General features: G+C 65.5%; 28 protein-coding genes. 25 read left to right on the forward strand and 3 right to left on the reverse strand.

All coding sequences use genetic code 11. The features are described from left to right. The first annotated feature begins 10 nt into the window (after positions 1 to 10). Together ASD05_RS01590 and ASD05_RS01595 are read left to right on the forward strand one after the other, a co-directional pair. Positions 11 to 382 carry a Rieske (2Fe-2S) protein gene (locus tag ASD05_RS01590; protein ID WP_056586691.1) on the forward strand — a complete coding sequence of 124 codons (372 nt, stop codon included), beginning with the start codon at positions 11 to 13 and terminating at the stop codon, positions 380 to 382. Between the two features lies 1 nt (position 383). Continuing rightward, complete coding sequence (locus tag ASD05_RS01595) at positions 384 to 1,400, forward strand: S49 family peptidase (protein WP_056586694.1); 1,017 nt, start codon at positions 384 to 386, stop codon at positions 1,398 to 1,400. A 4-nt stretch (positions 1,401 to 1,404) separates the two neighbouring features. On the opposite strand, the gene ASD05_RS01600 is transcribed toward ASD05_RS01595, so the two are convergent. From ASD05_RS01600 to ASD05_RS01610, 3 genes are read right to left on the reverse strand one after another with little or no spacing between them, the layout of a single operon-like run. Then, on the reverse strand, positions 1,405 to 2,559 hold the full coding sequence (locus ASD05_RS01600; RefSeq protein WP_056586696.1) for an MFS transporter: 1,155 nt from the start codon (positions 2,557 to 2,559) through the stop codon (positions 1,405 to 1,407). Between the two features lie 2 nt (positions 2,560 to 2,561). After that, entirely contained in the window at positions 2,562 to 3,332 is a 771-nt protein-coding gene (locus tag ASD05_RS01605) for an SAM-dependent methyltransferase (RefSeq protein ID WP_056586699.1), read from the reverse strand. Beyond that, positions 3,329 to 3,910 (reverse strand): Maf family nucleotide pyrophosphatase, encoded by a 582-nt coding sequence (locus ASD05_RS01610; RefSeq protein ID WP_056586702.1) that lies wholly within the window; start codon positions 3,908 to 3,910, stop codon positions 3,329 to 3,331. Before ASD05_RS01610 ends, ASD05_RS01605 begins: the two co-directional genes overlap by 4 nt. An 82-nt stretch (positions 3,911 to 3,992) precedes the next feature. Between ASD05_RS01610 and ASD05_RS01615 the strand changes: the two genes are divergently transcribed. The 23 genes from ASD05_RS01615 to ASD05_RS01725 all read left to right on the forward strand — a co-directional run bounded on the left by ASD05_RS01615 (position 3,993) and on the right by ASD05_RS01725 (position 24,970). Beyond that, positions 3,993 to 4,550 (forward strand): YceD family protein, encoded by a 558-nt coding sequence (locus tag ASD05_RS01615; RefSeq protein WP_056586705.1) that lies wholly within the window; start codon positions 3,993 to 3,995, stop codon positions 4,548 to 4,550. A gap of 164 nt (positions 4,551 to 4,714) precedes the next feature. Next, positions 4,715 to 4,897, forward strand: coding sequence for a 50S ribosomal protein L32 (gene rpmF, locus ASD05_RS01620; protein ID WP_007830466.1), 183 nt, complete (start codon positions 4,715 to 4,717; stop codon positions 4,895 to 4,897). A 61-nt stretch (positions 4,898 to 4,958) separates the two neighbouring features. Beyond that, positions 4,959 to 6,056 (forward strand): phosphate acyltransferase PlsX, encoded by a 1,098-nt coding sequence (gene plsX / locus ASD05_RS01625; RefSeq protein WP_082571934.1) that lies wholly within the window; start codon positions 4,959 to 4,961, stop codon positions 6,054 to 6,056. Continuing rightward, positions 6,056 to 7,036: a beta-ketoacyl-ACP synthase III gene (locus ASD05_RS01630; RefSeq protein WP_056586708.1), complete on the forward strand. Its 981-nt coding sequence runs from the start codon at positions 6,056 to 6,058 to the stop codon at positions 7,034 to 7,036. The genes plsX and ASD05_RS01630 overlap by 1 nt, the downstream gene beginning before the upstream one ends. 53 nt (positions 7,037 to 7,089) lie before the next feature. Beyond that, a complete protein-coding gene (fabD, locus tag ASD05_RS01635) occupies positions 7,090 to 8,043 on the forward strand; it encodes an ACP S-malonyltransferase (RefSeq protein ID WP_056586711.1) in 954 nt (317 codons plus the stop codon). Positions 8,044 to 8,070: 27 nt separating this feature from the next. Next, positions 8,071 to 8,814, forward strand: a complete 744-nt coding sequence (gene fabG, locus ASD05_RS01640; protein ID WP_056510018.1) for a 3-oxoacyl-ACP reductase FabG — start codon at positions 8,071 to 8,073, stop codon at positions 8,812 to 8,814. A gap of 98 nt (positions 8,815 to 8,912) precedes the next feature. Beyond that, complete coding sequence (acpP, locus tag ASD05_RS01645; protein ID WP_007830471.1) at positions 8,913 to 9,152, forward strand: acyl carrier protein; 240 nt, start codon at positions 8,913 to 8,915, stop codon at positions 9,150 to 9,152. A gap of 99 nt (positions 9,153 to 9,251) precedes the next feature. Then, on the forward strand, positions 9,252 to 10,496 hold the full coding sequence (gene fabF, locus ASD05_RS01650; protein WP_007830472.1) for a beta-ketoacyl-ACP synthase II: 1,245 nt from the start codon (positions 9,252 to 9,254) through the stop codon (positions 10,494 to 10,496). Positions 10,497 to 10,653: 157 nt separating this feature from the next. Next, positions 10,654 to 10,995 (forward strand): hypothetical protein, encoded by a 342-nt coding sequence (locus ASD05_RS01655; protein WP_235507828.1) that lies wholly within the window; start codon positions 10,654 to 10,656, stop codon positions 10,993 to 10,995. A gap of 10 nt (positions 10,996 to 11,005) precedes the next feature. Then, positions 11,006 to 11,680 (forward strand): RNA polymerase sigma factor RpoE, encoded by a 675-nt coding sequence (gene rpoE / locus ASD05_RS01660; RefSeq protein ID WP_082571935.1) that lies wholly within the window; start codon positions 11,006 to 11,008, stop codon positions 11,678 to 11,680. 17 nt (positions 11,681 to 11,697) lie between these two features. After that, positions 11,698 to 12,372: a sigma-E factor negative regulatory protein gene (locus tag ASD05_RS01665; RefSeq protein ID WP_056586717.1), complete on the forward strand. Its 675-nt coding sequence runs from the start codon at positions 11,698 to 11,700 to the stop codon at positions 12,370 to 12,372. 29 nt (positions 12,373 to 12,401) lie between these two features. Beyond that, positions 12,402 to 13,484: a MucB/RseB C-terminal domain-containing protein gene (locus tag ASD05_RS01670; RefSeq protein ID WP_056586721.1), complete on the forward strand. Its 1,083-nt coding sequence runs from the start codon at positions 12,402 to 12,404 to the stop codon at positions 13,482 to 13,484. Between the two features lie 94 nt (positions 13,485 to 13,578). Then, on the forward strand, positions 13,579 to 15,060 hold the full coding sequence (locus tag ASD05_RS01675; protein ID WP_056586724.1) for a DegQ family serine endoprotease: 1,482 nt from the start codon (positions 13,579 to 13,581) through the stop codon (positions 15,058 to 15,060). 521 nt (positions 15,061 to 15,581) lie between these two features. After that, positions 15,582 to 17,393 carry a translation elongation factor 4 gene (lepA, locus tag ASD05_RS01680; protein ID WP_007830478.1) on the forward strand — a complete coding sequence of 604 codons (1,812 nt, stop codon included), beginning with the start codon at positions 15,582 to 15,584 and terminating at the stop codon, positions 17,391 to 17,393. A gap of 7 nt (positions 17,394 to 17,400) precedes the next feature. After that, the gene (gene lepB / locus ASD05_RS01685; protein WP_056586727.1) at positions 17,401 to 18,366 is read left to right on the forward strand and encodes a signal peptidase I; all 966 of its coding nucleotides are present in this window, start codon (positions 17,401 to 17,403) and stop codon (positions 18,364 to 18,366) included. A 34-nt stretch (positions 18,367 to 18,400) separates the two neighbouring features. Beyond that, on the forward strand, positions 18,401 to 18,769 hold the full coding sequence (locus tag ASD05_RS01690; RefSeq protein WP_007830480.1) for a DUF4845 domain-containing protein: 369 nt from the start codon (positions 18,401 to 18,403) through the stop codon (positions 18,767 to 18,769). A 17-nt stretch (positions 18,770 to 18,786) separates the two neighbouring features. Next, entirely contained in the window at positions 18,787 to 19,473 is a 687-nt protein-coding gene (gene rnc, locus ASD05_RS01695; RefSeq protein ID WP_056586730.1) for a ribonuclease III, read from the forward strand. Positions 19,474 to 19,480: 7 nt separating this feature from the next. After that, positions 19,481 to 20,446 carry a GTPase Era gene (gene era / locus ASD05_RS01700; RefSeq protein ID WP_007830482.1) on the forward strand — a complete coding sequence of 322 codons (966 nt, stop codon included), beginning with the start codon at positions 19,481 to 19,483 and terminating at the stop codon, positions 20,444 to 20,446. A 133-nt stretch (positions 20,447 to 20,579) separates the two neighbouring features. After that, positions 20,580 to 21,350: a DNA repair protein RecO gene (gene recO / locus ASD05_RS01705; RefSeq protein WP_056586733.1), complete on the forward strand. Its 771-nt coding sequence runs from the start codon at positions 20,580 to 20,582 to the stop codon at positions 21,348 to 21,350. Continuing rightward, positions 21,347 to 22,123, forward strand: a complete 777-nt coding sequence (locus ASD05_RS01710; protein ID WP_056586736.1) for a pyridoxine 5'-phosphate synthase — start codon at positions 21,347 to 21,349, stop codon at positions 22,121 to 22,123. The genes recO and ASD05_RS01710 overlap by 4 nt, the downstream gene beginning before the upstream one ends. 13 nt (positions 22,124 to 22,136) lie before the next feature. Next, positions 22,137 to 22,529, forward strand: coding sequence for a holo-ACP synthase (gene acpS / locus ASD05_RS01715; protein ID WP_056586739.1), 393 nt, complete (start codon positions 22,137 to 22,139; stop codon positions 22,527 to 22,529). Next, positions 22,526 to 23,620 carry a beta-N-acetylhexosaminidase gene (gene nagZ / locus ASD05_RS01720; protein WP_056586741.1) on the forward strand — a complete coding sequence of 365 codons (1,095 nt, stop codon included), beginning with the start codon at positions 22,526 to 22,528 and terminating at the stop codon, positions 23,618 to 23,620. Before acpS ends, nagZ begins: the two co-directional genes overlap by 4 nt. Before the next feature lie 3 nt (positions 23,621 to 23,623). Next, entirely contained in the window at positions 23,624 to 24,970 is a 1,347-nt protein-coding gene (locus tag ASD05_RS01725) for a galactosyl transferase GMA12/MNN10 family protein (protein WP_056586743.1), read from the forward strand. Positions 24,971 to 24,987 lie beyond the last annotated feature (17 nt).

A 24,987-nucleotide genomic window follows, 5' to 3' on the forward strand; every position in this document is an offset into this window, starting at 1 on the left:
AGACCCCGCCATGAGCGACGAAGAACGCATTCCGCTGTGCAACGCCTCGGACCTGGTCGAAGGTGGCCTGGCCGTGCCTTTCGACGTGGTCTACGGCGGTGAAACCTGCCGCGCCTTCGCGGTGCGTTTCGAGGGGCGGCCGCATGCGTTTCTCAACCGGTGCAGCCATGTCGCGATGGAGCTCGACTTCCAGCCCGATCGCTTCTTCGACGACACCGGCCAGTGGCTGCTGTGCGCCACGCACGGTGCGGTCTACAAGCCCGACACCGGTGAATGCATGGGCGGCCCATGCCGTGGTGGCCTCGTGAAGATCGCCCTGAGCGAGCATGGCGGCGTGGTGCACTGGCATACTGACTGGAACCTTCACCCCCTGACCTTCTGACATGACCGACCCGAACCGAACGGAACCCGAAGGGTTCGAACCATTTGAGCCGGCCCCCTCCAAGAACATGGCCAAAGATCCCACGCAGCGCCCCGGATGGGAGCGCACCACGCTCGAAAAGCTCGCCTTCGCTTCGCTGAACGAACAGAGGGCCACGCGCCGCTGGAAGACCTTCGTGCGCCTGTCGTGGCTGGCTTTCTTCATCTTCCTGGCCTGGTTCGCGCTCTCGCGCGGCACGCCGAGTGCGGCCAAGACCACGGCCCATACGGCCGTCGTCGAGATCAAGGGCGAAATCGCCAACGGCGGGGATGCGAGCGCGGAGTTCGTGATCGCCGCGATGAAGACGGCCTTCGAGGACGAGGGTGCCAAGGGCGTGGTGCTGCTGATCAACTCGCCCGGCGGCAGTCCGGTGCAGGCCGGCATCATCAACGACGAGATCAAGCGCCTGAAGGCCAAGTACAAGAAGCCGGTCTATGCCGTGGTCGAGGAAACCTGCGCTTCGGCTGCCTATTACATCGCTGCTGCCACCGACAAGATCTTCGTCGACAAGGCCAGCATCGTCGGCAGCATCGGCGTGCTGATGGACGGCTTCGGCTTCACGGGCGTGATGGAGAAGGTTGGCGTCGAGCGCCGCCTGCTGACCGCCGGCGAGAACAAGGGCTTCCTCGATCCCTTCAGCCCGATGAGCGATGCGCAGCGCGCCCATGCACAGACGATGCTGAACCAGATCCACACGCAGTTCATCAACGTGGTCAAGGCCGGCCGCGGCGACCGCCTGAAGCTCGACACTCCGGGCCTGTTCAGCGGCTTGTTCTGGAGCGGCGAGCAGGCGGTCGAATTCGGCCTTGCCGACCAGCTGGGCAACGTCGACTACGTGGCGCGCGAAGTCATCAAGGCCGAAGAGGTGATCGACTACACGCGGCGCGACAACGTGGCCGAGAAGCTGGCCAAGAAATTCGGCGCCGCGATGGCCGAAACCACGGTGCGCCTCATGCACACCGCCCCGGCCCTGCGCTGATTTCCTATTTGTTGTTCTCGCCGCTGGCGGTGTAGCGCGCCGACGCCGCCAGCGCCGCGGCGAAGGCCACGACCACATAGAGCGCGGCGGTCAGCGAGGTCGTCCGCGCCAGCAGCCCGATCACCGCCGGGCCTGCCATGAATCCCAGGTATGCCAGGGCCGAGACAGATGCAATGCCTCGCGCAGGCTCGATGCCCGGCACTTTTGCCGAAGCCGAGAACAGGATCGGCACCACGTTCGCAAAGCCGACGCCCACGCCCGCGAAGCCGATCAGCGCCAGCCACGGCAGGTCGGTGGCCAGTACCAGCGTCATCGCCACTGCTGCCAGCAGGCCGCTGCCGAGCAGCAGTGTGGTCGGTGCGAAGCGGGCGCGCATCGCGTCGCCGCCGAAACGCGCCGCCGCCATTGCGGCCGAGAAGCTCGCATAGGCGAGCGCGGCCTGTTGCTGCGGGCTGCCGATTTCCTGCTGCATGTAGAGCACGCTCCAGTCGTAGATGGCGCCCTCGGCGATCAGTCCCAGCGCGGCCAGCACGCCCAGTACCGCGAGCGCGCCACGGGGCAGCAGGAAACCATGGTCGGCCTCGGTGGCGCCGCTGGTGGCGGCTCTGGGCAGCATGCGCGTCGAGGCCGCGGCGACGAGCAGCGCCATTGCTGCGGCGACCAGCAACAGGTGTGCCTGCGCGCCGAGTCCGGCTGCCAGCGCGGCGCTGCCGCTCGCGGCGCCGGCCATGCCGCCCAGGCTGAACATGCCGTGCATGCCGCTCATCAGTGGCGCGTCTCCATGCAGTTCGAGCTGCGCCGCCTCGGTGTTGATCGACACGTCGAACACGCTGGTCACGAGGCCGAAGGCGGCCAGCAGGCCCAGCAGGGCAGCGTAGCCAGGCATCGCGATCAGGCCGGCCAGCAGCAGCGCGTAGATGCAGCCGCAGATGCCGGCCACGCGGCGCGGGCCGTGGCGTCCGATCCAGCGGCCCGCGCTGGTCAGGCCGAACATCGCGCCGGCACCGGCTGCGAGCATCGCCAGGCCGAGCTGCGCCTCGTCGATGCCGTAGTGCGCCTTGACCGTCGGCACATGCACGCCCCAGGTCGCGAAGATGAAGCCGGCGCAAAAGAACTGCGCGCGCGATGCCCAGCGCGTGGCTGCGGTAACGCCGCCCATCGTCAGCGGCCGATGGCGAACACGGCGGGCAGGCGTTCGTCTGTCGTGGCTTGCGGCTTGGCGGCGCGCCAGGACTTGACCGTCTCGCTGCGCACATGGGCGGTGGCGAGCGTCAGGCCGCGCGCCACGGCGAGCCGGGTGTTGTGCTGCAGGGTCTGCACGAGCGCCTGCAGCAGCGCGGCGTTGCGGTAGGGCGTTTCGATGAACAGCTGCGTCTGGCCGGACTTGAGCGCGAGCGCTTCGAGCTCGCGGATGCGGGTTTGGCGTTCAACGGCGTCCTGCGGCAGGTAGCCGACGAAGGCGAAGTTCTGGCCGTTGAGGCCGCTCGCTGCAAGCGCCAGCAGCAGCGAAACGGGGCCGGTCAGCGGCACCACCGTGATGCCCAGGTCGTGTGCGGCGCGCGCCACCGAGGAGCCCGGATCGGCCACCGCCGGCATGCCGGCTTCGCTCAGCAGGCCGATGTCGTGGCCTTCGAGCGCGGCGGCCAGCAGGGGGCGGGCATCGAATTGGCCGGCATGATCGCCTTTCTTGTGCACTTCGCGCGGCAGTTCCTGGATGGCCTGCGCCTGCAGCGGTGCAGCCAGTGGCGCGACCGCATCGATGCGCTTGAGGTAAGCGCGCGCGGACTTCGCGTTCTCGCAGATCCAGTGAGTGATGCCGGCGGCCGCTTGCAGCGTGCCCAGCGGCAGGGCGTCCTGCAGCGGGGCTTGCACATCGCAGCCGAAGTCGAGCGGCGCGGGTACGAGGTAGAGCTTGCCCTTTTGTTGTGTCACAGCAGATCGACCCCCGCGGCGCGCAGCATCTGGCAGGTGCGGATCAGCGGCAGGCCGACCAGCGCGGTCGGGTCGTCGCTGTCGATGGCGCTCAGCAATGCGATGCCCAGGCCTTCGCTCTTGGCGCTGCCGGCGCAGTCGTAGGGCTGCTCGGCTTGCAAATAGTGTTCGATGGCGGTGTCGGTGAGGTCGCGAAACACCACGCGCACGGGCGCGATGTCACGCTGGGCGAAGCCGGTGGCGTGACAGACGACGGCCACGGCTGTCTGAAAGATCAGCGTCTGGCCGCGCATGCGGCGCAGCTGGGCGGTGGCGCGGGCATGGTCGCCGGGTTTGCCGAGCGCTTCGCCCGCCAGGTCGGCCACCTGGTCGGAACCGATCACCACGGCGTCGGGAAAGCGGGCGGCCACGGCATTGGCCTTTTCCAGCGCGAGGCGAAGGGCGAGGTCATGCGGTGTTTCGCCGGCAAGAGGTGTTTCATCGACTTCCGGCGAGTGCACATCGAAGGGCAGGCGCAGGCGGGAGAGCAATTCGCGGCGGTAGCGCGAGGTCGAGGCGAGGATCACGGTGCGTTGCATGGGGACGATTGTGCGTGAGCCGCTCAAGACCCTCCGCCATGTCCCGCGCCGGGGGAACGCCCGGCGCGCTAGACTGCCGCGGATGAAGAGAGAATTTGCTCCCGAACGGCTCAATGTGCCGGGCTTTACCGCTGCCGCTGCCACCCTGGAAGCCGCCGACCCGGTTCCTGACTATGAGCGCCTGGCCGCCGAACTGGCCGTTCCGGCGCCCGATGCGCTGGTCCGGTGGGTGGCCCATGGGGAAGAACGCCCCGGCGCGGATGGCAAGGCTACGCCCTGGCTGCACCTGGAGGCCGAAGCCGTGGTGCCGCTGGTTTGCCAGCGCTGCTTGTCGCCCGTCGATTCCCTGCTGTCGGTGGATCGCTGGTTCCGCTTCGTGGCCGATGAGGCCACCGCCGAGGCGCAGGACGAGGAATCCGAGGAAGACCTGCTCGTCGTGAGCCGGGATTTCGACCTGCACGCCCTGATCGAGGACGAACTGCTGATGGAAATCCCCGTCATGCCCGCCCACGATGTCTGCCCGACGCCGGTGCAGCTTTCGTCCAGCGACGAAGACTTCAAGGCGGCCGAGGAAGCCAAGCCGAACCCTTTTGCGGTGCTCGGTGCGTTGCGTTCGCGCAAGCCGGAAGAGGGGAAGTAGCCCTTTTCTACCGGCTGGGCTATAATCATGGGCTTCGCGCGCGCCGCCGTGAGCAGCGATACAGGTAGCAACGAGAGAGGCATTCCATGCATGCCGCTGAAGTTTCTGTATTGCCACCGCTTGAGCCCGTATCCAATCACTCACCTAACAGTCCAGGAGCCATCATGGCCGTCCAGCAAAACAAGAAGTCGCCTTCCAAGCGCGGCATGCACCGTTCCCACAATGCGCTGGTCGTTCCCGGCATCGCCGTGGAGCCGACCACCGGCGAAACGCACCTGCGCCACCACATCAGCCCCAACGGTTTCTACCGTGGCCGCCAGGTGCTCAAGAACAAGTCCGAAGCCTGATTCCGCATCCCAAGGCCAAGGCCCGAAGCTACTTCTGCCGTAGCGTCGGGCCTTTGTTTTGATGGCTACGACTTCTTCTCCCGAAATCACTGCTGCGCCTTCCGCAATCACGCTCGCCGTGGATTGCATGGGGGGCGACCATGGGCCGCGCGTCACGCTCGCGGCCTGCCGCGCATTTCTCGAGCGGCACAGCGAGGCCTCGTTGCTGCTGGTCGGTGCGCCGGCCGCGCTGGCGGGATTTGCCGCGCATCCGCGTGCCCGCATCGTCGCTGCCAGCGAAGTCGTGGGCATGGACGATCCGATTGAAATCGCCCTGCGCAAGAAGAAAGACTCTTCGATGCGCGTGGCGATCCAGCAGGTCAAGGACGGCGCTGCCCAGGCGGCGGTCTCGGCCGGCAACACCGGCGCCTTGATGGCCATTGCGCGCTACCTGCTCAAGACACTGGAAGGCATCGACCGCCCGGCCATCGCGCCACAATTGCCGAACGCAAAGGGTGGGGCGACGACGGTGCTCGACCTGGGCGCAAATGTCGATTGCGATGCCGAAGACCTGCTTCAGTTCGCGGTGCTCGGTTCGGCGCTGGTCTCGGCGTTGACCGGTAACGAGGCGCCTTCGGTCGGCTTGCTCAATATTGGCGAAGAAGCCATCAAGGGCAGCGAAACCATCAAAAAAGCAAGCCAACTGCTGCGTACGGCTGCCAATTCCAAGGATCTGAACTTCTACGGCAACGTGGAGGGCAACGATATCTTCAAAGGCACCACCGACATCGTCGTTTGCGATGGGTTCGTCGGAAACGTGGCTTTGAAGGCCAGCGAAGGCGTGGCCTCCATGATCGGCGAGTTCATTCGAGTCGAATTTTCGCGAAGCGTTTTCACGAAACTTGCTGCAATTGTTGCCTATCCGGTCTTAAAAGCATTTAAAACTCGCTTGGATCATCGGCGGTACAACGGTGCAGCGCTCCTGGGCCTGCGTGGCCTGGTTTTCAAGAGCCATGGCTCGGCTGACGAAGTGGCTTTCGGCCATGCGCTGGATCGCGCTTATGATGCCGCTCGCAACAACCTGCTCGATCGCGTGCGGGCCCGCATCGCCCACGCCGCGCCTTTGCTCGCGCGGCAGGATCCGGCGGCGCCGGTCGACGCGACGGCCCTTCACGTTTGATGACCCCTCCTTACTCACGCATTACCGGCACCGGCAGCTACCTGCCTCCACGCCGCGTGACCAATGACGATCTCGCCAAGGATCTGGCGACGCGCGGCATCGAAACCTCCGACCAATGGATCGTCGAACGCACCGGCATCCATGCGCGGCACTTCGCCGCGCCGGACGTCACGAGCAGCGACCTTGGTTTCGAAGCGGCTCGGCATGCCCTGGAAGCCGCCGGCCGCAAGGCCAGCGACGTCGACCTGATCATCGTCGCGACCTCGACGCCAGACATGGTGTTCCCGTCGTCGGCCGCCATCCTGCAGAACAAGCTCGGCATTGCCGGCTGTCCGGCATTCGACGTCCAGGCGGTCTGCAGCGGCTTCGTCTATGCGCTCACCGTTGCCGACGCGATGATCCGCACCGGCTCCGCGCGCTGTGCACTGGTGGTGGGCGCCGAAGTGTTCTCCCGCATCCTCGACTTCAACGACCGCACCACCTGCGTGCTGTTCGGCGACGGCGCGGGCGCGGTGGTGCTCGAAGCCAGTCAAGAGCCTGGCATCCTGGCCAGCGACCTGCATGCGGACGGAAAGCACGTCGGTATTCTTTGCGTGCCGGGCCATGTGTCCGGCGGCAATGTGCTGGGTACGCCGCTGCTGCACATGGATGGCCAGGCCGTCTTCAAGCTCGCAGTGCGCGTGCTCGAGGAAGCGGCGCGCACCACGCTGGCCAAGGCCGGCAAGACCGATTCCGATATCGACTGGCTCATTCCGCACCAGGCCAACATCCGCATCATGGAAGGCACGGCGAAGAAGCTGAAGCTTCCGCGCGAGAGATTGATCGTCACGGTGAACGAGCACGGCAACACCTCCGCTGCATCGATTCCGCTGGCGCTCGATGAGGGCGTGCGCTCCGGCAAGGTGAAAAAGGGCCAGACGCTCATGCTCGAAGGCGTGGGCGGCGGCTTCACCTGGGGCGCGGTGCTGTTGAATCTGTAGTGCGTTGCAGCGCCCGGAAGAGGGTGCTGCGATGCAAGATGACGCTTGAAACAATGAAATCCTTTGCTTTTGTCTTTCCGGGTCAGGGCTCGCAGGCCGTCGGCATGCTCGACGCTTGGGGCGATCATCCGGCCGTGGCCGAAACGCTTCGCGAAGCTTCCGAAGCGCTCGGCGAAGACATCGGTGCGCTCATCAAGAATGGTCCCAAGGAAGAGCTGGCGCTCACCACCAACACCCAGCCCGTGATGCTGATTGCCGGCGTGGCCGCGTGGCGTGCCTGGCTGGCAGAGGGAGGCGCGGCGCCTTCCGTCGTGGCCGGCCATTCGCTCGGCGAGTATTCCGCGCTGGTGGCTTCGGGCGTGCTCACGCTAGCGCAGGCCGCGCCGCTGGTGCGTTTTCGCGCGCAGGCGATGCAGCAGGCGGTGCCTGTCGGTGTCGGCGCAATGGCTGCGGTGCTCGGCATGGAGTCGGGCAAGGTGGTGGCCGGGTGTGCGGAAGCCACAGCCAGTTTTGGCGCGGGCAGTGCGGAAATCGTCGAGGCGGTGAATTTCAACGACCCGATGCAGACCGTGATCGCCGGCAGCAAGGCCGCGGTCGACAAGGCCTGCGAACTGCTCAAGGCCAACGGCGCCAAGCGCGCGCTGCTGCTGCCGGTTTCGGCTCCGTTCCATTCGAGCCTCATGAAACCCGCGGCGCAAGCATTGCGCGAGAAGCTGGCTTCCATCGAACTGGCCGCGCCACAGATTCCCGTGCTGAACAATATCGACGTTGCCGTTGAAACCGATGCCAACCGCATTCGCGACGCCCTGGTGCGGCAGGCTGCCGGCCCGGTGCGCTGGGTCGAGAGCGTGCAGGCCTTGAAACTGCGAGGTATAGCCGCCATCATCGAATGCGGTCCCGGCAAGGTGCTGGCCGGCATGGTGAAGCGCATCGCCCCCGATCTGGAAGCCGCGTCGGTGTACGACCCGGCCACGCTCGCGGACACCCGACAATCGCTCGCCGGCTGAACCGGCAAGGCCCCGACACTTTTTCTTATGAGCATTCCCAAATTCGAAGGGCAAGTCGCCCTGGTCACCGGCGCAACGCGCGGTATCGGCGCAGCGATCGCGCTGGAACTGGCCCAGCGCGGTCTCAAGGTCGTGGGCACCGGCACCACCGACGACGGCGCGGCCAAGATCACCTCGGCCCTCAGCGCCTTCGACGGCCGCGGCCGTGCACTCGACGTGAATGACGGCGCCGCCGTCGAGGCTCTGATCGACGAGATCGTGCAGGCCTACGGCGCAATCCACGTGTTGGTGAACAACGCCGGCATCACGCGCGACACGCTCGCCATGCGCATGAAGGACAGCGACTGGGATGCGGTGCTCGACACCAACCTCAAGGCCGTCTTCTCGCTCTCGCGCGCGGTGATCCGGCCGATGATGAAGCAGCGCTACGGCCGCATCATCAGCATCACCAGCGTGGTCGGCGCTTCCGGCAACGCCGGCCAGGCCAACTACGCGGCAGCCAAGGCCGGCGTTGCGGGCATGACCCGCGCGCTGGCCCGCGAACTCGGCAGCCGCAACATCACCGTCAACTGCGTCGCACCCGGTTTCATCGAAACCGACATGACGGCCAGCCTTCCCGAAGCCCAGCAGCAGGCGCTGCTCCAGCAGATTCCGCTGGGCCATCTGGGCAAGCCGGCCGACATCGCGCACGCGGTGGCTTACCTCGCATCGCCCCAGGCGTCCTACGTCACGGGGCAGGAGCTGCACGTCAACGGCGGCATGCACATGTAGCCGCAAGGCGCAAATTTCCCCGTACCGGGTGCACGGCAAATGCCACAATGCGCCCGGCTAAAATCCACCGATTACCTACAACCCTCAGAGGGAACCAAATGAGCGATATCGAAGCACGTGTCAAGAAAATCATCGCCGAGCAGCTCGGCGTGGAAGAGTCCCAAGTGACGAATGAAAAGGCCTTCGTGGCCGACCTCGGCGCGGACTCGCTCGACACGGTCGAACTCGTGATGGCACTCGAAGACGAATTCGGCATCGAAATTCCCGACGAAGATGCCGAGAAGATCACCACGGTGCAAAACGCCGTCGACTACGCCACCAAGAATCAAAAGGCCTGATAGGCCAGCTGACAACACTGCAACTGCGGCCGGCGGCTTTTACTTGAACCGCTCGCGCCGACAGGCAACTGTTCAGCGCTTCCAGAAAGGTTTGCCGGCATGACCAAACGCCGCGTCGTCGTGACCGGACTCGGTTGCATCGCTCCTGTCGGAAACACCGCAACCGAATCCTGGGCCAACCTGTTGGCCGGGAAGTCGGGTATTGCGAACATCACCGCGTTCGATGCAAGCGCCTTCGCCTGCAAGTTCGCCGGTGAGGTCAAGGGTTTCGACATCACCCAATACATCTCGGAGAAAGAAGCGCGTCACATGGACCGCTTCATTCATCTGGGACTCGCCGCCGCCATCCAGGCGGTGCAGGACAGCGGACTGCCGACCGGCGAAGCGCTATCCTATGAAAAAGCCGTGCGCATCGGCTGCAACATCGGCTCCGGCATCGGCGGCCTGCCGATGATCGAAGAAACGCACGGCGAATATGCGAATCGCGGCCCACGCCGCATTTCGCCGTTCTTCGTGCCGGCGTCGATCATCAACATGATCTCGGGACACGTCTCGATCAAGTACGGCTTCAAGGGCCCGAACATCGCTGTCGTCACGGCCTGTACCACCGGCCTGCATGCCATCGGCACGTCGGCACGCATGATCGAGTACGGCGATGCCGACGTGATGATCGCGGGCGGTGCGGAATCGACCATTTCCCCGCTCGGCATCGGCGGCTTCACCGCGCCTCGCGCGTTGAGCACCCGCAACGACGATCCCGCCACGGCCTCGCGTCCGTGGGACAAGGACCGCGATGGTTTCGTGCTGGGCGAGGGCGCCGGCGTGCTGGTGCTCGAGGAGTACGAACATGCCAAGGCGCGCGGCGCCAAGATCTACGCCGAAGTCGCGGGCTTCGGCCTGACGGGTGACGCGTACCACATGACCGCGCCCGACGTCGACGGCCCGCGCCGCTCGATGGCCATGGCACTGGCCAATGCCGGCGTCAATGCCGACCAGGTCCAGTACCTCAACGCGCACGGCACCTCGACGCAGATCGGCGACCTCAACGAGACCAACGCGGTCAAGCTGGCATTCGGCGATCACGCGAAGAAGCTCGTCGTCAATTCGACCAAGTCCATGACCGGCCACCTGCTGGGCGGCGCGGGCGGCATCGAATCGGTGTTCACGGTGATGGCGCTGCACGAGCAGAAGAGCCCGCCGACCATCAACATCTTCAACCAGGATCCGGAGTGCGATCTCGACTACTGCGCCAACGAGGCGCGCGATCTGAAGATCGATGTCGCGGTCAAGAACAACTTCGGCTTCGGCGGCACCAACGGCACGCTGGTGTTCAAGCGCGCTTGAGCAGCATTGCTCTTTCATGCACAGCGCGCCGTCGGTGACCTATCCGGTGGGGCGCTCGCGTGGCGCAACCCGGATTCTCGTTGTTCTCTGGGCCCTGGGCGCTTGCTGTGCGGGCGCGTCCTGCTATCTCTTCGATAGCGCTGGATGGCGCCAGCTGTTGCTGGTTTTCAGTGTCGTGTTCGCGGGCGTCGCCGCGGGCTTCGGCTTGCGGCGCGATGGCGCGGGCGTGCTGCATTTCGACGGCCTCCATTGGTCACTGACGGGAGGCCCTGCCTCCCGCACCGTGCATGCCGCCCGGGCATTTGCGGCGCTCGATTTCCAGTCGCTGATGCTGGTCGGCCTCACCGAGCCGGGACGCGCCAGGCGCTGGCTCTGGATCGAGCAGAGGGCCATGCCGGAGCGCTGGCGCGACGTGCGCCGCGCGCTATATGCGCGCGCCCCGTCGGCGGCACCTGCTGGCGATCCCTGGCGTGCGACGGCGCCGGCCGACGCGCCCTGAACTTCCGTCGATGACCACTTCCGTGCCTCCCGTGCCGCCGGAATCCGGCCTGACCGATGTGCCCGCCGCGGCGCCGCGTCCGGGTGAGGTCGATTTCCAACTGGTCCAACGTACCGTCGCGGGCGACCAAAAGGCGTTCGAATTGCTGGTCATCAAATACCAGCGCCGCATCGAGCGCCTGATCGGGCGGATGGTGCGCGACGTCGACCTGATCGAGGACATCGCGCAGGAAACCTTCATTCGCGCCTACCGCGCATTGCATCAGTTCCGCGGCGAGGCGCAGTTCTACACCTGGCTTTACCGGATCGCCGTCAACACCGCCAAGAAGGCGCTGGTGGACATGAAGCGCGATCCAACCATTTCCGAGGCTGCCCTGAGGCCTTCTTCTGAGGACGACGATGAAACTTACCGTCCCGGAAACGAACCAACCACCGACGAAACCCCCGAATCGGTCATGGCGGCGAACGAAATCGCCAGTGCCGTCGAGGCAGCCATGGATGCGCTCCCTGCCGAGCTGCGCCAGGCGGTCACGCTGCGTGAAATCGAGGGCATGAGTTACGAAGAGATTGCCGAGGTCATGGATTGCCCCATCGGTACGGTGCGTTCGCGTATTTTCCGGGCGCGCGAGGCCATTTCGGCCAGGGTCAAGCCACTGCTGGACAACCAGTCCGGCAAGCGTTGGTAAGTAAGCAGGTGAATGAAATGAATCAGACGATGACGGTTCGGGAACAGGTGTCCGCACTTGCGGATGGTCATTTGCAGGGCAAGGAGTTTGCGCAGGCGATCGAAGCAATCTGCGCCGATGGCGAGGCGCGGGCGGCATGGCAGGCCTTCCACGTCGCGGGCGACGTGCTGCGTTCGGGTTCGCATTCGCCGTGCAGCGACACCTCCACGTTCTTGGCGCGCTTCCAACAGCGGTTGGCGGCGGAGCCCGTGATGGTCGCCCCTGCGTCGACGCCGGTTGCCGCATCGGTGACACAGCCTGTGCAGCGCAGGGCGGAAGCGGCCAACGAGCCGGTGTTCCGCTGGAAGCTGGTGGCCGGTGCGGCGTCGCTGATGGCCGTGGCCGCCATCAGTTGGACCCTGGTCGGCAACGGTACCGCGGTTCCGCAAGGAGGCGCGCAGCTGGCGTCGGTCCCGCAGCAACAGCAGCCGGCGGTGAATTCGGTGCTGGCGGCAGCAGCGATCAACAGCCCGCAGCCCGCCGGCAGCGTGCTGACCCCGACGCGTGTGCTCGTGGGCAATGGCAATCCTCAAGTCATGTTGCGCGATCCGCGGCTCGACCAACTGCTCGAGGCGCACCAGCAGGCCGGCGGCGCATCGCAAATGCCTTCGGGTTTCCTGCGCAATGCCACTTTCGAGGGACCGACGCGCTGAGTGCGCGCAACTCCTACCTGCCGCCCGCAATGACCGTTCAGATGCCGATCTCCGCACGCGCCTGCGTGCTTGTGTTTGCCGCTTTCTGCCTTGCGCAGGCTGCCACCGCGCAGACCCGCTCGGGCGGCGCAAATGCGAAGAGTGCGGCCACCGCACAGACGGACGAGCCGCCGGCCATGGGCGTGACCGAGTGGCTGCAGCGCATGCACGCGGGTGCCCGGCAGCGCAACTACGTGGGCACCTTCGTGGTGTCGGCGCCGGGCGGCGATCTGTCGAGCGCGCGCATCTGGCATGTGCGCGACGGCGAGCACCAGATCGAACGCATCGAAGCCCTGTCGGGGCCGCAGCGCTCGACCTTCCGGCGCAACCGCAATGTCATGACCTTCCTGCCGGAAGCAAAAGTTGTGAAGGTCGAAAAGCGCGAGAATCTCGATCTCTTCCCGAACCTGCCGGACCAGCCCGATTCGTCGATCGGCGATTTCTACGACGTGCGCGCGATCGGCAAGGACCGCGTGGCCGGTTTCGACGCCGACGTGGTGCAGTTGGTGCCGCACGATGGGCTGCGCTTCGGCTATCGCATCTGGAGCGAGCGCCGCTCGGGGCTCGTGGTGAAGCTGCAGACCATCGACAGCGAATCCCGCGTGGTGGAGCAATCGGCCTTCTCCGAACTGCAGCTCGACGCGCCGGTGAAGGCGCAGGCGCTCTCGCAGATGATGTCCAACACCTCGGGCTACCGCGTCGAGAAGCTGGAGCTCGAGCGCAGCAACGCGCAGGACGAAGGCTGGATGCTGCGAACACCCGTGGCCGGATTCAAGCCCCGAAGCTTCTTCCGCCGTCCGACGGCAGGCGGTGAAGGCAGCAGCGGCAAGCCGAAGCAGGACGCGGCCACGGTCCAGTGGACCTTCTCCGATGGCTTGGCCTCGGTGTCGCTCTTCATCGAGCGCTACGACCCGGCGCGCGCGCCGCGCGACGGCGTGCTGACCATCGGCGCGACCAATGCCATCCGCCGGCGTCTGCCCGAACCGGCTAGCGACTGGTGGCTGACCGCGGTCGGCGAGGTGCCGCAGCAGACGCTCAATGCGTTCGCCCAAAGCCTCGCGCGTACGCGCTGACGGGCCGCACAAGCCCAGTTGCGCTGAACCAAGCGCACGGTGCAGACTCACAGCACTTGTTTTTCCGCCGCTCTGTTCTTTTGAAAGAAAACCGATGATCTTCAAAGTCGAGGGACACAAGTTTCGTTCCGGCCTGCTGGCTCTTGCGCTCGCAGTGACAGCTGGCGCCACATTCCTGCCGGTCGAGCCGGCCCATGCGCAGACGCGCACACTGCCCGATTTCACCGACCTGGTCGATCAGGTAGGCCCCTCCGTGGTCAACATCCGCACCATCGAGAAGGTCGCACAGCGCGGCAGCAACGGCGAGATGGACGAGGAAATGCAGGAGTTCTTCCGCCGCTTCTTCGGCCAGCCGCTGCCCGGCGCACCGCGCTCGACCCCGCGGCCGAACCGGCCGCAGCAGCCGCAGGAAGAGGAGCGTCCGCGCGGCGTCGGCTCCGGTTTCATTCTCACGGCCGACGGCTACGTGATGACCAATGCGCACGTGGTCGAGGACGCCTCCGAAGTGCTGGTCACGCTGACCGACAAGCGCGAGTTCAAGGCCAAGATCATCGGCGCCGACAAGCGCACCGACGTCGCGGTCGTCAAGATCGAGGCCACAGGCCTGCCCGCGGTGAAGGTCGGCGACATCTCCAAGCTGCGCGTCGGCGAATGGGTGATGGCCATCGGCTCGCCCTTCGGCCTCGAGAACACCGTCACCGCCGGCATCGTGAGCGCCAAGCAGCGCGACACCGGCGAATACCTGCCGTTCATCCAGACCGACGTGGCCATCAACCCCGGCAACTCGGGTGGGCCGCTGATCAACATGCGCGGCGAAGTGGTCGGCATCAACAGCCAGATCTACTCGCGCTCGGGCGGTTTCATGGGCATCTCGTTCTCGATCCCGATCGACGAGGCGATCCGCGTGAGCGAGCAGCTGCGCACCTCGGGGCGCGTTTCGCGCGGCCGCATCGGCGTGCAGATCGACCAGGTGACCAAGGACGTGGCCGAAGCCATCGGCCTGGGCAAGGCGCAGGGTGCACTGGTGCGCGGCGTCGAGGCCGGTTCGCCGGGAGAGAAGGCTGGCGTGGAGCCGGGTGACGTCATCACCAAGTTCGACGGCAAGGCCATCGAGAAGCCGAGCGACCTGCCGCGCTTGGTGGGCAACACCAAGCCGGGCACCAAGAGCACGCTCACGGTGTTTCGCCGCGGTGCTTCGCGCGACCTCAACGTGACCATTGCCGAGATCGAGCCCGACAAGCCCGGCAAGCGCGCGAACGACCGCGACGAGCCGGCGCCGAAGCCGTCGGCATCCGCTGCCCTCAAGTCGCTCGGCCTGGCCGTGAGCGATCTCACCGATGCGCAGAAGAAGGAGCTCAAGGTGAAGGGCGGCGTGAAGGTCGATGCCGCCAACGACGCCGCGGCTCGTGCCGGCCTGCGCGAAGGCGACATCATCCTGGCGGTGGCGAATGTCGAGGTTTCCAGCGTGCGCGAATTCGAGTCGGCCGTCGGCAAGGCCGACAAGAGCAAGCCGCTCAGTGTGCTGTTCCGTCGCGGTGACTGGGCCCAGTACGCGCTGATTCGTCCCGCACGCTGAACCGGCCTTGGCGTCAAGTGGCCCCACCCGGCAGTCGGGTTTGGGGCCATTTTTTGAGGTGTTTGCGACGTTCTGGCGCCAGCCTCGAAAAAAATCTGACGACCTGGAAATGCCAATATTTGTTTGCGATCACTAACTTATCGGAAGGCTAAGGACGGATTTCGGTAGAATAGGGCACCCTCGGCGGGCGGTCAGCGCATAAGGAGTGCCCTGACCTTCACGATGCGAGATGTCAGACAGCAGTCCACCGGTGCTCCACAGATCGCCCACAAGTTGTTCAGCAACTGCTCCACCGATCCTGTGGATAACCTGTTCGTATCTTTGATGTTGTGGACCTGCAACGACCCCTTTGGACCCTGTTCCCGGATGTACGTGCTTCCCTTTTTGCCTACAATGAAGTTCCAACTACTGCAGTTGCCATTGCTTGTTGGTTCAGGGCGCGTCTCCAGAAGACGCGCCCTTTTTTCTTGCCTGTCGCACTCTGCGCACGAGCCAATTCAAGTACTTAAGCGTTCCCGTTGATGAATCACATCAGAAACTTTTCGATCATTGCGCACATCGACCACGGCAAGTCGACGCTCGCAGACCGTTTGATCCAGCGTTGCGGCGGCCTCGCAGAACGCGAGATGGAAGCGCAGGTGCTCGACTCGATGGACATCGAAAAAGAGCGTGGGATAACCATCAAGGCACAGACCGCTGCGCTGCACTACAAGGCACGCGATGGGCAGGTCTACAACCTCAATCTGATCGACACGCCGGGCCACGTCGACTTCTCGTATGAGGTGAGCCGCTCGCTGTCGGCATGCGAAGGCGCATTGCTCGTCGTCGATGCATCGCAAGGCGTCGAAGCGCAGACAGTGGCCAACTGCTACACCGCGCTCGACCTCGGCGTCGAAGTGGTGCCCGTGCTCAACAAGATCGATTTGCCCAACGCGGATCTCGACAACGCACGCACCGAGATCGAAGACGTGATCGGCATCGACGCGACCGATGCGATCCCGTGCTCGGCCAAGACCGGCGTGGGCATCGACGACATTCTCGAAGCCATCGTCGCCAAAATGCCCGCGCCGCGCGGCAATCCCGACGGCCCGCTGCGCGCGATGATCGTCGACAGCTGGTTCGATGCATACGTTGGCGTCGTCATGCTGGTGCGCGTGGTCGACGGCCGGCTCGCGAAGGGCGATCGCATCAAGATGATGGCGTCGGGTGCGATGTACAACGCCGACAGCGTCGGCGTCTTCACGCCCGCCAACGAAGCGCGTGCGTCGCTCGAGGCGGGCGAGGTGGGCTACATCATCGCGGGCATCAAGGAACTGCAGGCGGCCAAGGTCGGCGACACGGTCACGCTGATCAAGCCCGGCAGCGGTGGCGCGGCGGCCACGGCCACCGAGGCGCTACCCGGCTTCAAGGAGATCCAGCCGCAGGTGTTCGCGGGCCTGTACCCGACCGAAGCGAGCGAGTACGACTCGCTGCGCGACGCGCTCGAAAAGCTCAAGCTCAACGATTCGTCGCTGCGCTACGAGCCCGAGGTGAGCCAGGCGCTCGGCTTCGGCTTTCGCTGCGGCTTCCTCGGCCTGCTGCACATGGAGATCGTGCAGGAGCGCCTGGAGCGCGAGTTCGACCAGGACCTGATCACGACCGCGCCGAGCGTGGTCTATCAGGTGGTCAAGAACGACGGCGAAGTGCTCATGGTCGAGAACCCGTCCAAGATGCCCGACGTCGGCAGGATGGCGGAAATCCGCGAGCCCATCGTCACCGTGCATCTCTATATGCCGCAGGAATACGTTGGCTCCGTCATGACGCTGGCCAACCAGAAGCGCGGCGTGCAGATGAACATGGCCTACCACGGCCGCCAGGTCATGCTGACCTACGAGATGCCGCTCGGCGAGATCGTGCTCGACTTCTTCGACAAGCTGAAATCGGTGAGCCGCGGCTACGCCTCGATGGACTACGAGTTCAAGGAGTACCGCGCGTCGGACGTGGTCAAGGTCGACATCCTGCTCAACGGCGACAAGGTCGATGCGCTGTCGATCATCGTGCACCGCAGCCAGTCGCAGTACCGCGGCCGGGCGGTGGTGTCGAAGATGCGCGAGATCATTTCGCGCCAGATGTACGACGTGGCGATCCAGGCGGCCATTGGGGTCACCATCATTGCGCGTGAGACAATCAAGGCGCTTCGCAAGAACGTGCTGGCCAAGTGCTATGGCGGCGACATCACCCGCAAGAAGAAGCTGCTCGAGAAGCAGAAGGCGGGCAAGAAAAGAATGAAGCAGATCGGCTCCGTCGAGGTCCCGCAAGAGGCCTTCCTCGCGATTCTGCAAGTCGAAGACTGATCAAAAAATGGCATTCCTCACCTCCCTGGTCCTCGCGGCATTTGCCGCCTATGTCGGCGCCTGGTATTTCAACGCGATCGAAGGCAACTTCGCTTTGCTGCTGTTCCTGGCCACGGTGGTCACCGGGCTGTACTGGCTGGCCGAGCGCTTCTATTTCCTGCCCCGGCGCGAACGGGCCGCCGCCAGGCTCGAAGACTCGCTGACCGAGCGCAATGCGCGCCTGGCCGAACAGGGCATCAAGCAGGTCGATACGGCCGACGCGAAGGCGAGCGAGCGGCTGCTGATGCAGCCCTGGTGGCTCGACTGGACCGCGGGCCTGTTCCCCGTGATCCTGGTGGTGTTCCTGCTGCGCTCGTTTCTCTACGAGCCCTTCAAGATTCCCTCGGGCTCGATGATGCCCACGCTGCTGACCGGTGACCTGATACTGGTCAACAAATTCACCTACGGCCTGCGCCTGCCCGTGATCAACACCAAGATCACCGACGGAACGCCGCTGGCGCGCGGCGATGTGGTGGTGTTCCGCTACCCGCCCAAGCCGAGCATGGACTACATCAAGCGCGTGGTCGGCATTCCCGGCGACGAAGTGGCCTACCTGAACAAGAAGCTCACGATCAACGGCCAGCCGGTATCCAAGGTGGCGGATGCCGACTACCTCGACAGCGAATCGATGCGCCTGCTCAAGCAATACGGGGAAGACCTCGGCGGCAAGCAGCACAAGCTGCTCAACGACGAAGCCGCGCCGTCCTTCGTTCCGGGCGCCAGCGACTTTCCGTTTCGCGAAAACTGCCGCTACTCGGTCGAAGGCGTGGTCTGCAAGGTGCCGGCCGGCAACTATTTCATGATGGGCGACAACCGCGATAATTCGGCGGACTCGCGTTTCTGGGGCTTCGTCCCGGACAAGAACATCGTGGGCAGGGCGTTCTTCGTCTGGATGAACTTCGGCGATCTGGGTCGCATCGGTCCGTTTCAATAAGCATTCATCAGCATAGTTCGAGGGGTATGAGGGCATGAGAACACATCGGTTCGTTCGCAGCAGGGCTGCGCAGCAACGCGGCATTTCGTTCATCGGCTTGGTGTTCGTCGCGGTGGTGCTCGGGTGCCTGGGCGTGGTCGTCGCGCAGGTCATTCCGACGCTGATCGAATGGCAGGCCATCGACAAGGCCGCCAACAAGGCCAAGGAAGGGGCAACCGTGCCCGAAGTGCGCGCGATTTTCGATCGCGCCCAGGCCATCGACGACTTCAAGTCGGTCAGCGGCAGGGACCTCGAGATCAAGAAGGTCGGCGACAAGGTGGTCGTGTCGTACTCGTACGAGCGCGAGATTCCCCTGTTCGGCCCCGCCTTCCTGACGCTCAAGTACAAGGGCGAAACCCGCTGAACACGGCGCCAAAAAAGGTGGACGGCGGCCTCGCCGCGCTGCAGGCGCGCCTCCGGCACACCTTCTCCGACCCGCGGCTGCTCCAGCTCGCGCTCACGCACCGCAGCTTCTCGGCCGACCACAACGAGCGCCTCGAGTTTCTCGGCGACTCGGTGCTGAACCTGGCGGTCTCGCACTTGCTCTACATTCGCCTGTCGGCTTTGCCCGAAGGCGACCTGTCGCGCGTGCGTGCCAACCTCGTCAAGCAGGACACGCTGCATCGCCTGGCGGTAGGGCTGGCGCTGTCGCCGCTGCTGCGGCTCGGCGAAGGCGAGGCGCGCTCGGGCGGGCCCAACCGGCCGTCGATCCTGGCCGATGCGCTCGAGGCGCTGATCGGCGCGGTCTACCTGGACGCCGGCTTTGCCGCCGCCGAGGCGCTGGTGCACCGGCTCTACGAGTCGGTCGAAATCAACCCGCGCATGGAAGCCGCGGCCAAGGACCCGAAGACCGAATTGCAGGAATGGCTGCAGGGTCACAAAATGAAGCTGCCGGTGTATCGCGTGGCTGCCACACTGGGCGCGGCGCACAAGCAGACTTTCGATGTCGAGTGCGAGGTGCCCGAGTTGGGGCTTCGCGAACGCGGCATCGGCGGCTCGCGCCGCGCCGGCGAGCAGGCGGCCGCGGCTGCCATGTTGATCCGGCTCAAGGCACGCGGTGGCGCGTGAAATCACTATGAACGATGCTATCAATCCCGTAGCCGGACCCGAAGACGCAGAAGGCGGCGCGGGTACCGGCGGTCCCCAGCACTGTGGGCTCATCGCCATTGTCGGCAAGCCCAATGTGGGCAAGTCGACGCTGCTCAACGCGCTGGTCGGCCAGAAGATCAGCATCACCTCGCGCAAGGCGCAGACCACGCGCCACCGGATCACCGGCATGCGCACGCTGGGCGCCACGCAGTTCGTGTTCGTCGACACGCCGGGTTTCCAGACCCTGCACGCCAACGCGCTGAACAAGTCGCTCAACAAGACCGTGCAGGGCGCGGTCGGCGACGTGGACCTGATCCTGTTCGTGGTCGAGGCCGGCAGCTTCACGCCGGCCGACGAGCGCGTGCTCAAGCTGCTCGGCAAGGGCATCCCGACCGTGCTGCTGGCCAACAAGCTCGACAACGTGCACCGCCGCGGCGACATCGCGCCCTGGCTGAAGACCATGCAGGAGAAGCACAGCTTCGCCGAGTTCGTGCCGATGTCGGCGAAGAACGCCAAGGATGTCGAGCGCCTGTTCGGCATCTGCGAGAAGTACCTGCCCGAACAGCCCTGGTTCTACGACGAGGACGAGCTGACCGACCGCAGCGAGAAATTCCTCGCCGGCGAGCTGGTGCGCGAGAAGCTGTTCCGCCTCACCGGCGACGAGCTGCCCTACACCTCGACCGTCATCATCGACAAGTTCGAGGAAGAGCCGCCCCAGAAGAAGGGCCAGAAGCGCCTGCTGCGCATTGCCGCGACCATCGTGGTCGAGCGCGATGGCCACAAGGCGATGGTGATCGGCGACAAGGGCGAGCGCATCAAGCGCATCGGCATGGAAACACGCGTCGAGCTCGAAAAGCTGGCCGACGCCAAGGTGTTCCTCGAACTGTGGGTGAAGGTGCGCTCGGGCTGGGCCGACGACGAAGCCCGCGTGCGTTCCTTCGGCTACGAATAAGCAGGCACACCCCCAGGCTTGCTCGCTTCGCGTAGCCGCCAACCCCCTTGCAGGGGGCGACGCCAGCGGCCCGGCAAAGCCGGTTCCGCGGCGTTTGCCGGCCCCAAGCCTCGATGCTTCCTAGCGCACTGACATGGCCACCCACCGCGTTTCGCATGAACCGGCTTACGTCCTCCATCGCTACGACTGGAGCGAGTCGAGCCTGATCCTCGAGGTCTTCACCCGCCACCACGGGCGCATCGCGCTCGTGGCCAAGGGGGCGAAGCGGCCGAGCTCCAACTTCCGACCCGTGCTGCTGCCGCTGCAGCCGCTGCAGCTCAACTACGGCGGCGACGCCGAGATCCGCACGCTCAAGGGCGCCGAGTGGATGGGCGGCCACGTGATGCCGACCGGCGAGGCGCTGCTCTCGGGCTACTACGTCAACGAACTGCTGCTGCGACTGCTCGCGCGCGACGACGCCCACGAAGCACTGTTCGACGCCTACGCCGGGGTCGTTCAGGTGCTGGCGGGCGACCATGCCGAGGCCCAGGCGGCCACCCAGGCGGCGGCGTTGCGCGCTTTCGAGTTGCTGCTGCTGCGCGGGGTCGGCCTGCTGCCATCGCTCGACGCGCAGACCCTCACGCTGGAACCGCTCGCCGCCCGCGAGCGCTACAGCCTCGTGCCCGAAGCCGGATTGCGCCAGGCTGCCACCGACGAGGCTGCACTGACCGGGGCCGAATGGCAGGCCCTGCAGGCCGTTCTCGACGACCGGGCTCCATTTACCGCCACGTTGCGTGAAATTGCCACCATGAACGCCGGTAGCAACAGTGCCCTGCGCAACCAGTTGCGCGCCTTGCTCAACTACCATTGCGGCGTGTCCACGCTGCGCACGCGGCAAATGATGAGAGATCTGCAAGCACTATGAGCACTTCAGGCCACGCCGGCACCGCCACTGCCACCTCGCTGTCGGTCAACCTCAACAAGGTCGCCCTGGTCCGCAACACGCGCCACCTGGGCATTCCGAGCGTGGTGAAGGCCGCCCAGGCCTGCCTCGCCGCCGGCGCACACGGCATCACGGTACATCCGCGGCCCGATGCCCGCCACATCCGCGCGCACGACGTCAGTGACCTGTCGGCGCTGCTCGCCAAGGATTGGCCTGCCGTCGAGTTCAACATCGAAGGCAACCCGTTCCAGAACCTGATGGATTTCGTGCGCACGCTGAAGCCGCACCAGGCCACCTTCGTGCCCGACAGCGAAACCCAATCGACCAGCGACCACGGCTGGACCTTCCCCGACGACGCCGAGCGCCTGCGCCCGCTGATCGCCGAAGCCAAGGCGCTGGGCGTGCGCGTGAGCTTGTTCATGGACCCAATTCCCGAGATGATGGCGGCCGTCAAAGCCGTGGGTGCCGACCGCGTCGAGCTCTACACCGAAGGCTACGCGGCGTCACGCGGCACGCCCGACGCGCAGGCCGTGCTGGCGCGCTATGCCGATTCGGCGCGCGCGGCGCTGGCCGCGGGCTTGGGCGTCAACGCCGGGCACGACCTGAGCCGCGACAACCTCACCGCCTTCCTGCGTGCGGTGCCCGGCGTGCAGGAAGTCTCGATCGGCCATGCCTTCGTGGCCGACGCGCTCGAGCTTGGCTACACGGCCGCCACGCGCGACTACCTGCGTTGCATCGACGAGGCGCAGCAATGAACGCCAGCGCCGCATGATCTACGGCATTGGCACCGACATCTGCGACCTGCGTCGCGTTGCAGCGACCTTCGAGCGGCAGGGCGAACGCTTTGCCCGCAAGGTGCTGAGCGATGCCGAATTCAAGGTCTGGGAAGCCCGTCGCGCTCGCTGGCCCAAGCGCGGCCTGAGCTATCTCGCGACCCGCTTCTCCGCCAAGGAGGCCTTCAGCAAGGCCATCGGCCTGGGCATGCGTTCGCCCATGAGCTGGCGGCTGTGCGAAATCGCGAACCTGCGCAGCGGCAAGCCCGTCATCGTGCTGCATGGCGATCTGAAGGACTGGTTCGAGGCACAGGGCCTCACGGCCCACGTGACCGTGACCGACGAAACCGAATACGCCGCGAGCTTCGTGGTGGTGGAGAAAACATGATTGCCGGGCTTGCCGATCGCCCCCACGCGCCGCTGATCATCGATATGGCGGCCACCGAACTCAACGACGCCGACCGCCGGCGCCTCGCCAATCCGCTGGTCGGCGGCGTGATCCATTTCGCCCGCAACTGGCGGGATCGCGCCCAGATGACCGCGCTCAACGCCGAGATCAAGGCAATCCGCCCCGACCTGCTGATCTGCGTCGACCACGAAGGCGGCCGCGTGCAGCGCTTTCGCACCGACGGCTTCACGCGCCTGCCGTCGATGCGCGCGCTGGGCGAGCTGTGGATGCGCGACGCCATGCGCGCCACCCAGGCCGCGACCGCTGCCGGACAGGTGCTGGCGGGCGAGCTGCGCGCCTGCGGCGTCGACTTCAGCTTCGCACCGGTGCTCGACCTGGACTACGGTGGCAGCAGCGTCATCGGCGACCGCAGCTTTCATCGCGACCCGCGCGTGGTCGCGCTGCTGGCCAAGAGCGTGATGCACGGCATGCTGCAGATGGGCATGCGCAATTGCGGCAAGCACTTTCCAGGGCACGGCTTCGTGCATGCGGATTCGCACGTCGAGATTCCGGTGGACAAGCGCGGCCTCAAGGCCATCCTGGACGACGATGCCAAGCCGTACGACTGGCTGTCGGGCACGCTCGCCGCGGTGATGCCTGCGCACGTGATCTATCCGAAGGTCGACAAAAGGCCGGCGGGCTTCTCGCCGAAATGGCTCAAGGCGATCCTGCGGCAGCGCCTTGCCTTCGACGGCGCCGTGTTCAGCGACGACCTGAGCATGGAGGCGGGCCGCTACATCGACGGCCGGCTGCTCAGCTATGCCGATGCGGCGCTGGCTGCGCTCGAAGCCGGGTGCGATCTGGCGATGCTGTGCAACCAGAGCGTTGGCGACGGCGCGCCGCTGGATGAAATGCTCGACGGCTTTGCTCTCGCGGCGCGCACTGAGCGCTGGAAGCCCGACATGCGCAGCGAAGCGCGCCGCAGGGGCCTGTTGCCAAGCGGCCCCTTGATTGCCTGGGACGCACTGCTGGCTTCCGCGGCCTACCGTGACGCCAAACGCGCGTTGGCCCAGCCCGGCCTTGCGGAGTAAGCCATGCCCTTGTGCCTCAGTATCCTTCAGCGCCAGGACGAAGCGGTGCTGCGCAACCACGCGCACTACTGCAGGCTCTATGGCTATCCCCACAAATGGATCGAGAGCGACCGCATCCTTCACCCGGCGCTTCGCACCAGCGCCAAGTACAGCGAGATCCTGCGCCATCTGCGCACGCTGACTGAAGGAGACTGGCTGCTCTTCATCGATGGCGATTCGGTGGTCTTCCACCCCGTGGCGATCGACGTCCTGATGCAGGGACGTGACCTGCTCGCGGTCGAGAGTCCTCCCGTGGGCAGCCAGACGGGCCTGGCCATGACCAACATGATGGTCGTGCGCAACACGGCTGCCAACCGGTCGATGCTGCACCAGTTGATCGTCGATTCAGGGCACGTGATCGCGCTGGCGGCGAAACGCATCGACGAGGCCGCGCGCCTGCGGCCTGCCGGCCTGCTTGGATGCAATGCCATGGAGCAGGGGCTCTACGTCAACGTGTCCTGGCGCATTGCGCAGTGGTACCAGGCGTCGATCTTCGTGGTCAACCTGGGACCGCTGCCGGTGGAGGTGGAGGGCGAACTGCGCGAGGACATGCTGCACGATCTGAACCTGCAGCGCTTGCTGGCAGAGCAGGTCAACGAGGCGCTGACCCAGGGGCGCCCGGTCCTGCAGGAGCCGGCGTACCCGGAGGTATCGCCGGCGGCGGTGGACAGCTACAACCCGGAGGCGCCCATCGCCTTTCTGACGCTCTATACGCCGCATATCCGGAGCTACGCGCGCGTATCCGAGCACAACGTGCGCCGCTATTGCGACAGGCATGGCCATGCGTACCACGTGTACCGCGACATTCCCGCATCCATCGGTCCGAACATCAACGGCTCCTGGATCCGGAGCTGGCTCCTCAACCAGCACCTGGCCCGTCATGAGTGGGTCATCTGGGTGGATGCGGATGTCGTCTTCTACAACCAGGCGAAACGCATCGAGCCACTGCTCGAAGGGCGCGAGCTGCTGCTCGCCAAGGACGTCGGCGCCTGGCAGTTCAACTCTGGCGTCATGGGCTTTCGGAACACGCCCGGCAACGCGCGCCTGCTCGACCGCATCTGGGAGCGCATCGGCGGCGTGGCTGACAAGTCGGCGGTCTACAGCAGCCAGGGCGACCAGTACTACACGAACGAGGTGCTGATGGAAGAGGGCCTTGTCGGCGAGCAGAACATCCTTGACAACCTCAGCATCAACACGCCGCCGCATCTGGCCAGCGAAGACACCCTGCTGGTGCATTTCATCAATCTCGGCGAGCCTTACCGCTCCGTGTACATGGCAGCGATGGATGCCCGCTCACGACGGATCCGATAGCAGCTGGCGAAAGGAAA

Source organism: Variovorax sp. Root434, assembly GCF_001426595.1.
Taxonomy (GTDB): Bacteria; Pseudomonadota; Gammaproteobacteria; order Burkholderiales; family Burkholderiaceae_C; genus Variovorax.

What these genes read in the sequence shown, in the direction of transcription:
- ASD05_RS01590 (WP_056586691.1), top strand. Translation starts at nt 11, where the DNA reads ATGAGCGACGAAGAACGCATTCCGCTGTGCAACGCCTCGGACCTGGTC.
- ASD05_RS01595 (WP_056586694.1), top strand. Translation starts at nt 384, where the DNA reads ATGACCGACCCGAACCGAACGGAACCCGAAGGGTTCGAACCATTTGAG.
- ASD05_RS01600 (WP_056586696.1), bottom strand. Translation starts at nt 2,559, where the DNA reads ATGGGCGGCGTTACCGCAGCCACGCGCTGGGCATCGCGCGCGCAGTTC.
- ASD05_RS01610 (WP_056586702.1), bottom strand. Translation starts at nt 3,910, where the DNA reads ATGCAACGCACCGTGATCCTCGCCTCGACCTCGCGCTACCGCCGCGAA.
- ASD05_RS01615 (WP_056586705.1), top strand. Translation starts at nt 3,993, where the DNA reads ATGAAGAGAGAATTTGCTCCCGAACGGCTCAATGTGCCGGGCTTTACC.
- rpmF (WP_007830466.1), top strand. Translation starts at nt 4,715, where the DNA reads ATGGCCGTCCAGCAAAACAAGAAGTCGCCTTCCAAGCGCGGCATGCAC.
- plsX (WP_082571934.1), top strand. Translation starts at nt 4,959, where the DNA reads ATGGCTACGACTTCTTCTCCCGAAATCACTGCTGCGCCTTCCGCAATC.
- ASD05_RS01630 (WP_056586708.1), top strand. Translation starts at nt 6,056, where the DNA reads ATGACCCCTCCTTACTCACGCATTACCGGCACCGGCAGCTACCTGCCT.
- fabD (WP_056586711.1), top strand. Translation starts at nt 7,090, where the DNA reads ATGAAATCCTTTGCTTTTGTCTTTCCGGGTCAGGGCTCGCAGGCCGTC.
- fabG (WP_056510018.1), top strand. Translation starts at nt 8,071, where the DNA reads ATGAGCATTCCCAAATTCGAAGGGCAAGTCGCCCTGGTCACCGGCGCA.
- acpP (WP_007830471.1), top strand. Translation starts at nt 8,913, where the DNA reads ATGAGCGATATCGAAGCACGTGTCAAGAAAATCATCGCCGAGCAGCTC.
- fabF (WP_007830472.1), top strand. Translation starts at nt 9,252, where the DNA reads ATGACCAAACGCCGCGTCGTCGTGACCGGACTCGGTTGCATCGCTCCT.
- rpoE (WP_082571935.1), top strand. Translation starts at nt 11,006, where the DNA reads ATGACCACTTCCGTGCCTCCCGTGCCGCCGGAATCCGGCCTGACCGAT.
- ASD05_RS01665 (WP_056586717.1), top strand. Translation starts at nt 11,698, where the DNA reads ATGAATCAGACGATGACGGTTCGGGAACAGGTGTCCGCACTTGCGGAT.
- ASD05_RS01670 (WP_056586721.1), top strand. Translation starts at nt 12,402, where the DNA reads ATGACCGTTCAGATGCCGATCTCCGCACGCGCCTGCGTGCTTGTGTTT.
- ASD05_RS01675 (WP_056586724.1), top strand. Translation starts at nt 13,579, where the DNA reads ATGATCTTCAAAGTCGAGGGACACAAGTTTCGTTCCGGCCTGCTGGCT.
- lepA (WP_007830478.1), top strand. Translation starts at nt 15,582, where the DNA reads ATGAATCACATCAGAAACTTTTCGATCATTGCGCACATCGACCACGGC.
- lepB (WP_056586727.1), top strand. Translation starts at nt 17,401, where the DNA reads ATGGCATTCCTCACCTCCCTGGTCCTCGCGGCATTTGCCGCCTATGTC.
- ASD05_RS01690 (WP_007830480.1), top strand. Translation starts at nt 18,401, where the DNA reads ATGAGAACACATCGGTTCGTTCGCAGCAGGGCTGCGCAGCAACGCGGC.
- era (WP_007830482.1), top strand. Translation starts at nt 19,481, where the DNA reads ATGAACGATGCTATCAATCCCGTAGCCGGACCCGAAGACGCAGAAGGC.
- recO (WP_056586733.1), top strand. Translation starts at nt 20,580, where the DNA reads ATGGCCACCCACCGCGTTTCGCATGAACCGGCTTACGTCCTCCATCGC.
- ASD05_RS01710 (WP_056586736.1), top strand. Translation starts at nt 21,347, where the DNA reads ATGAGCACTTCAGGCCACGCCGGCACCGCCACTGCCACCTCGCTGTCG.
- acpS (WP_056586739.1), top strand. Translation starts at nt 22,137, where the DNA reads ATGATCTACGGCATTGGCACCGACATCTGCGACCTGCGTCGCGTTGCA.
- nagZ (WP_056586741.1), top strand. Translation starts at nt 22,526, where the DNA reads ATGATTGCCGGGCTTGCCGATCGCCCCCACGCGCCGCTGATCATCGAT.
- ASD05_RS01725 (WP_056586743.1), top strand. Translation starts at nt 23,624, where the DNA reads ATGCCCTTGTGCCTCAGTATCCTTCAGCGCCAGGACGAAGCGGTGCTG.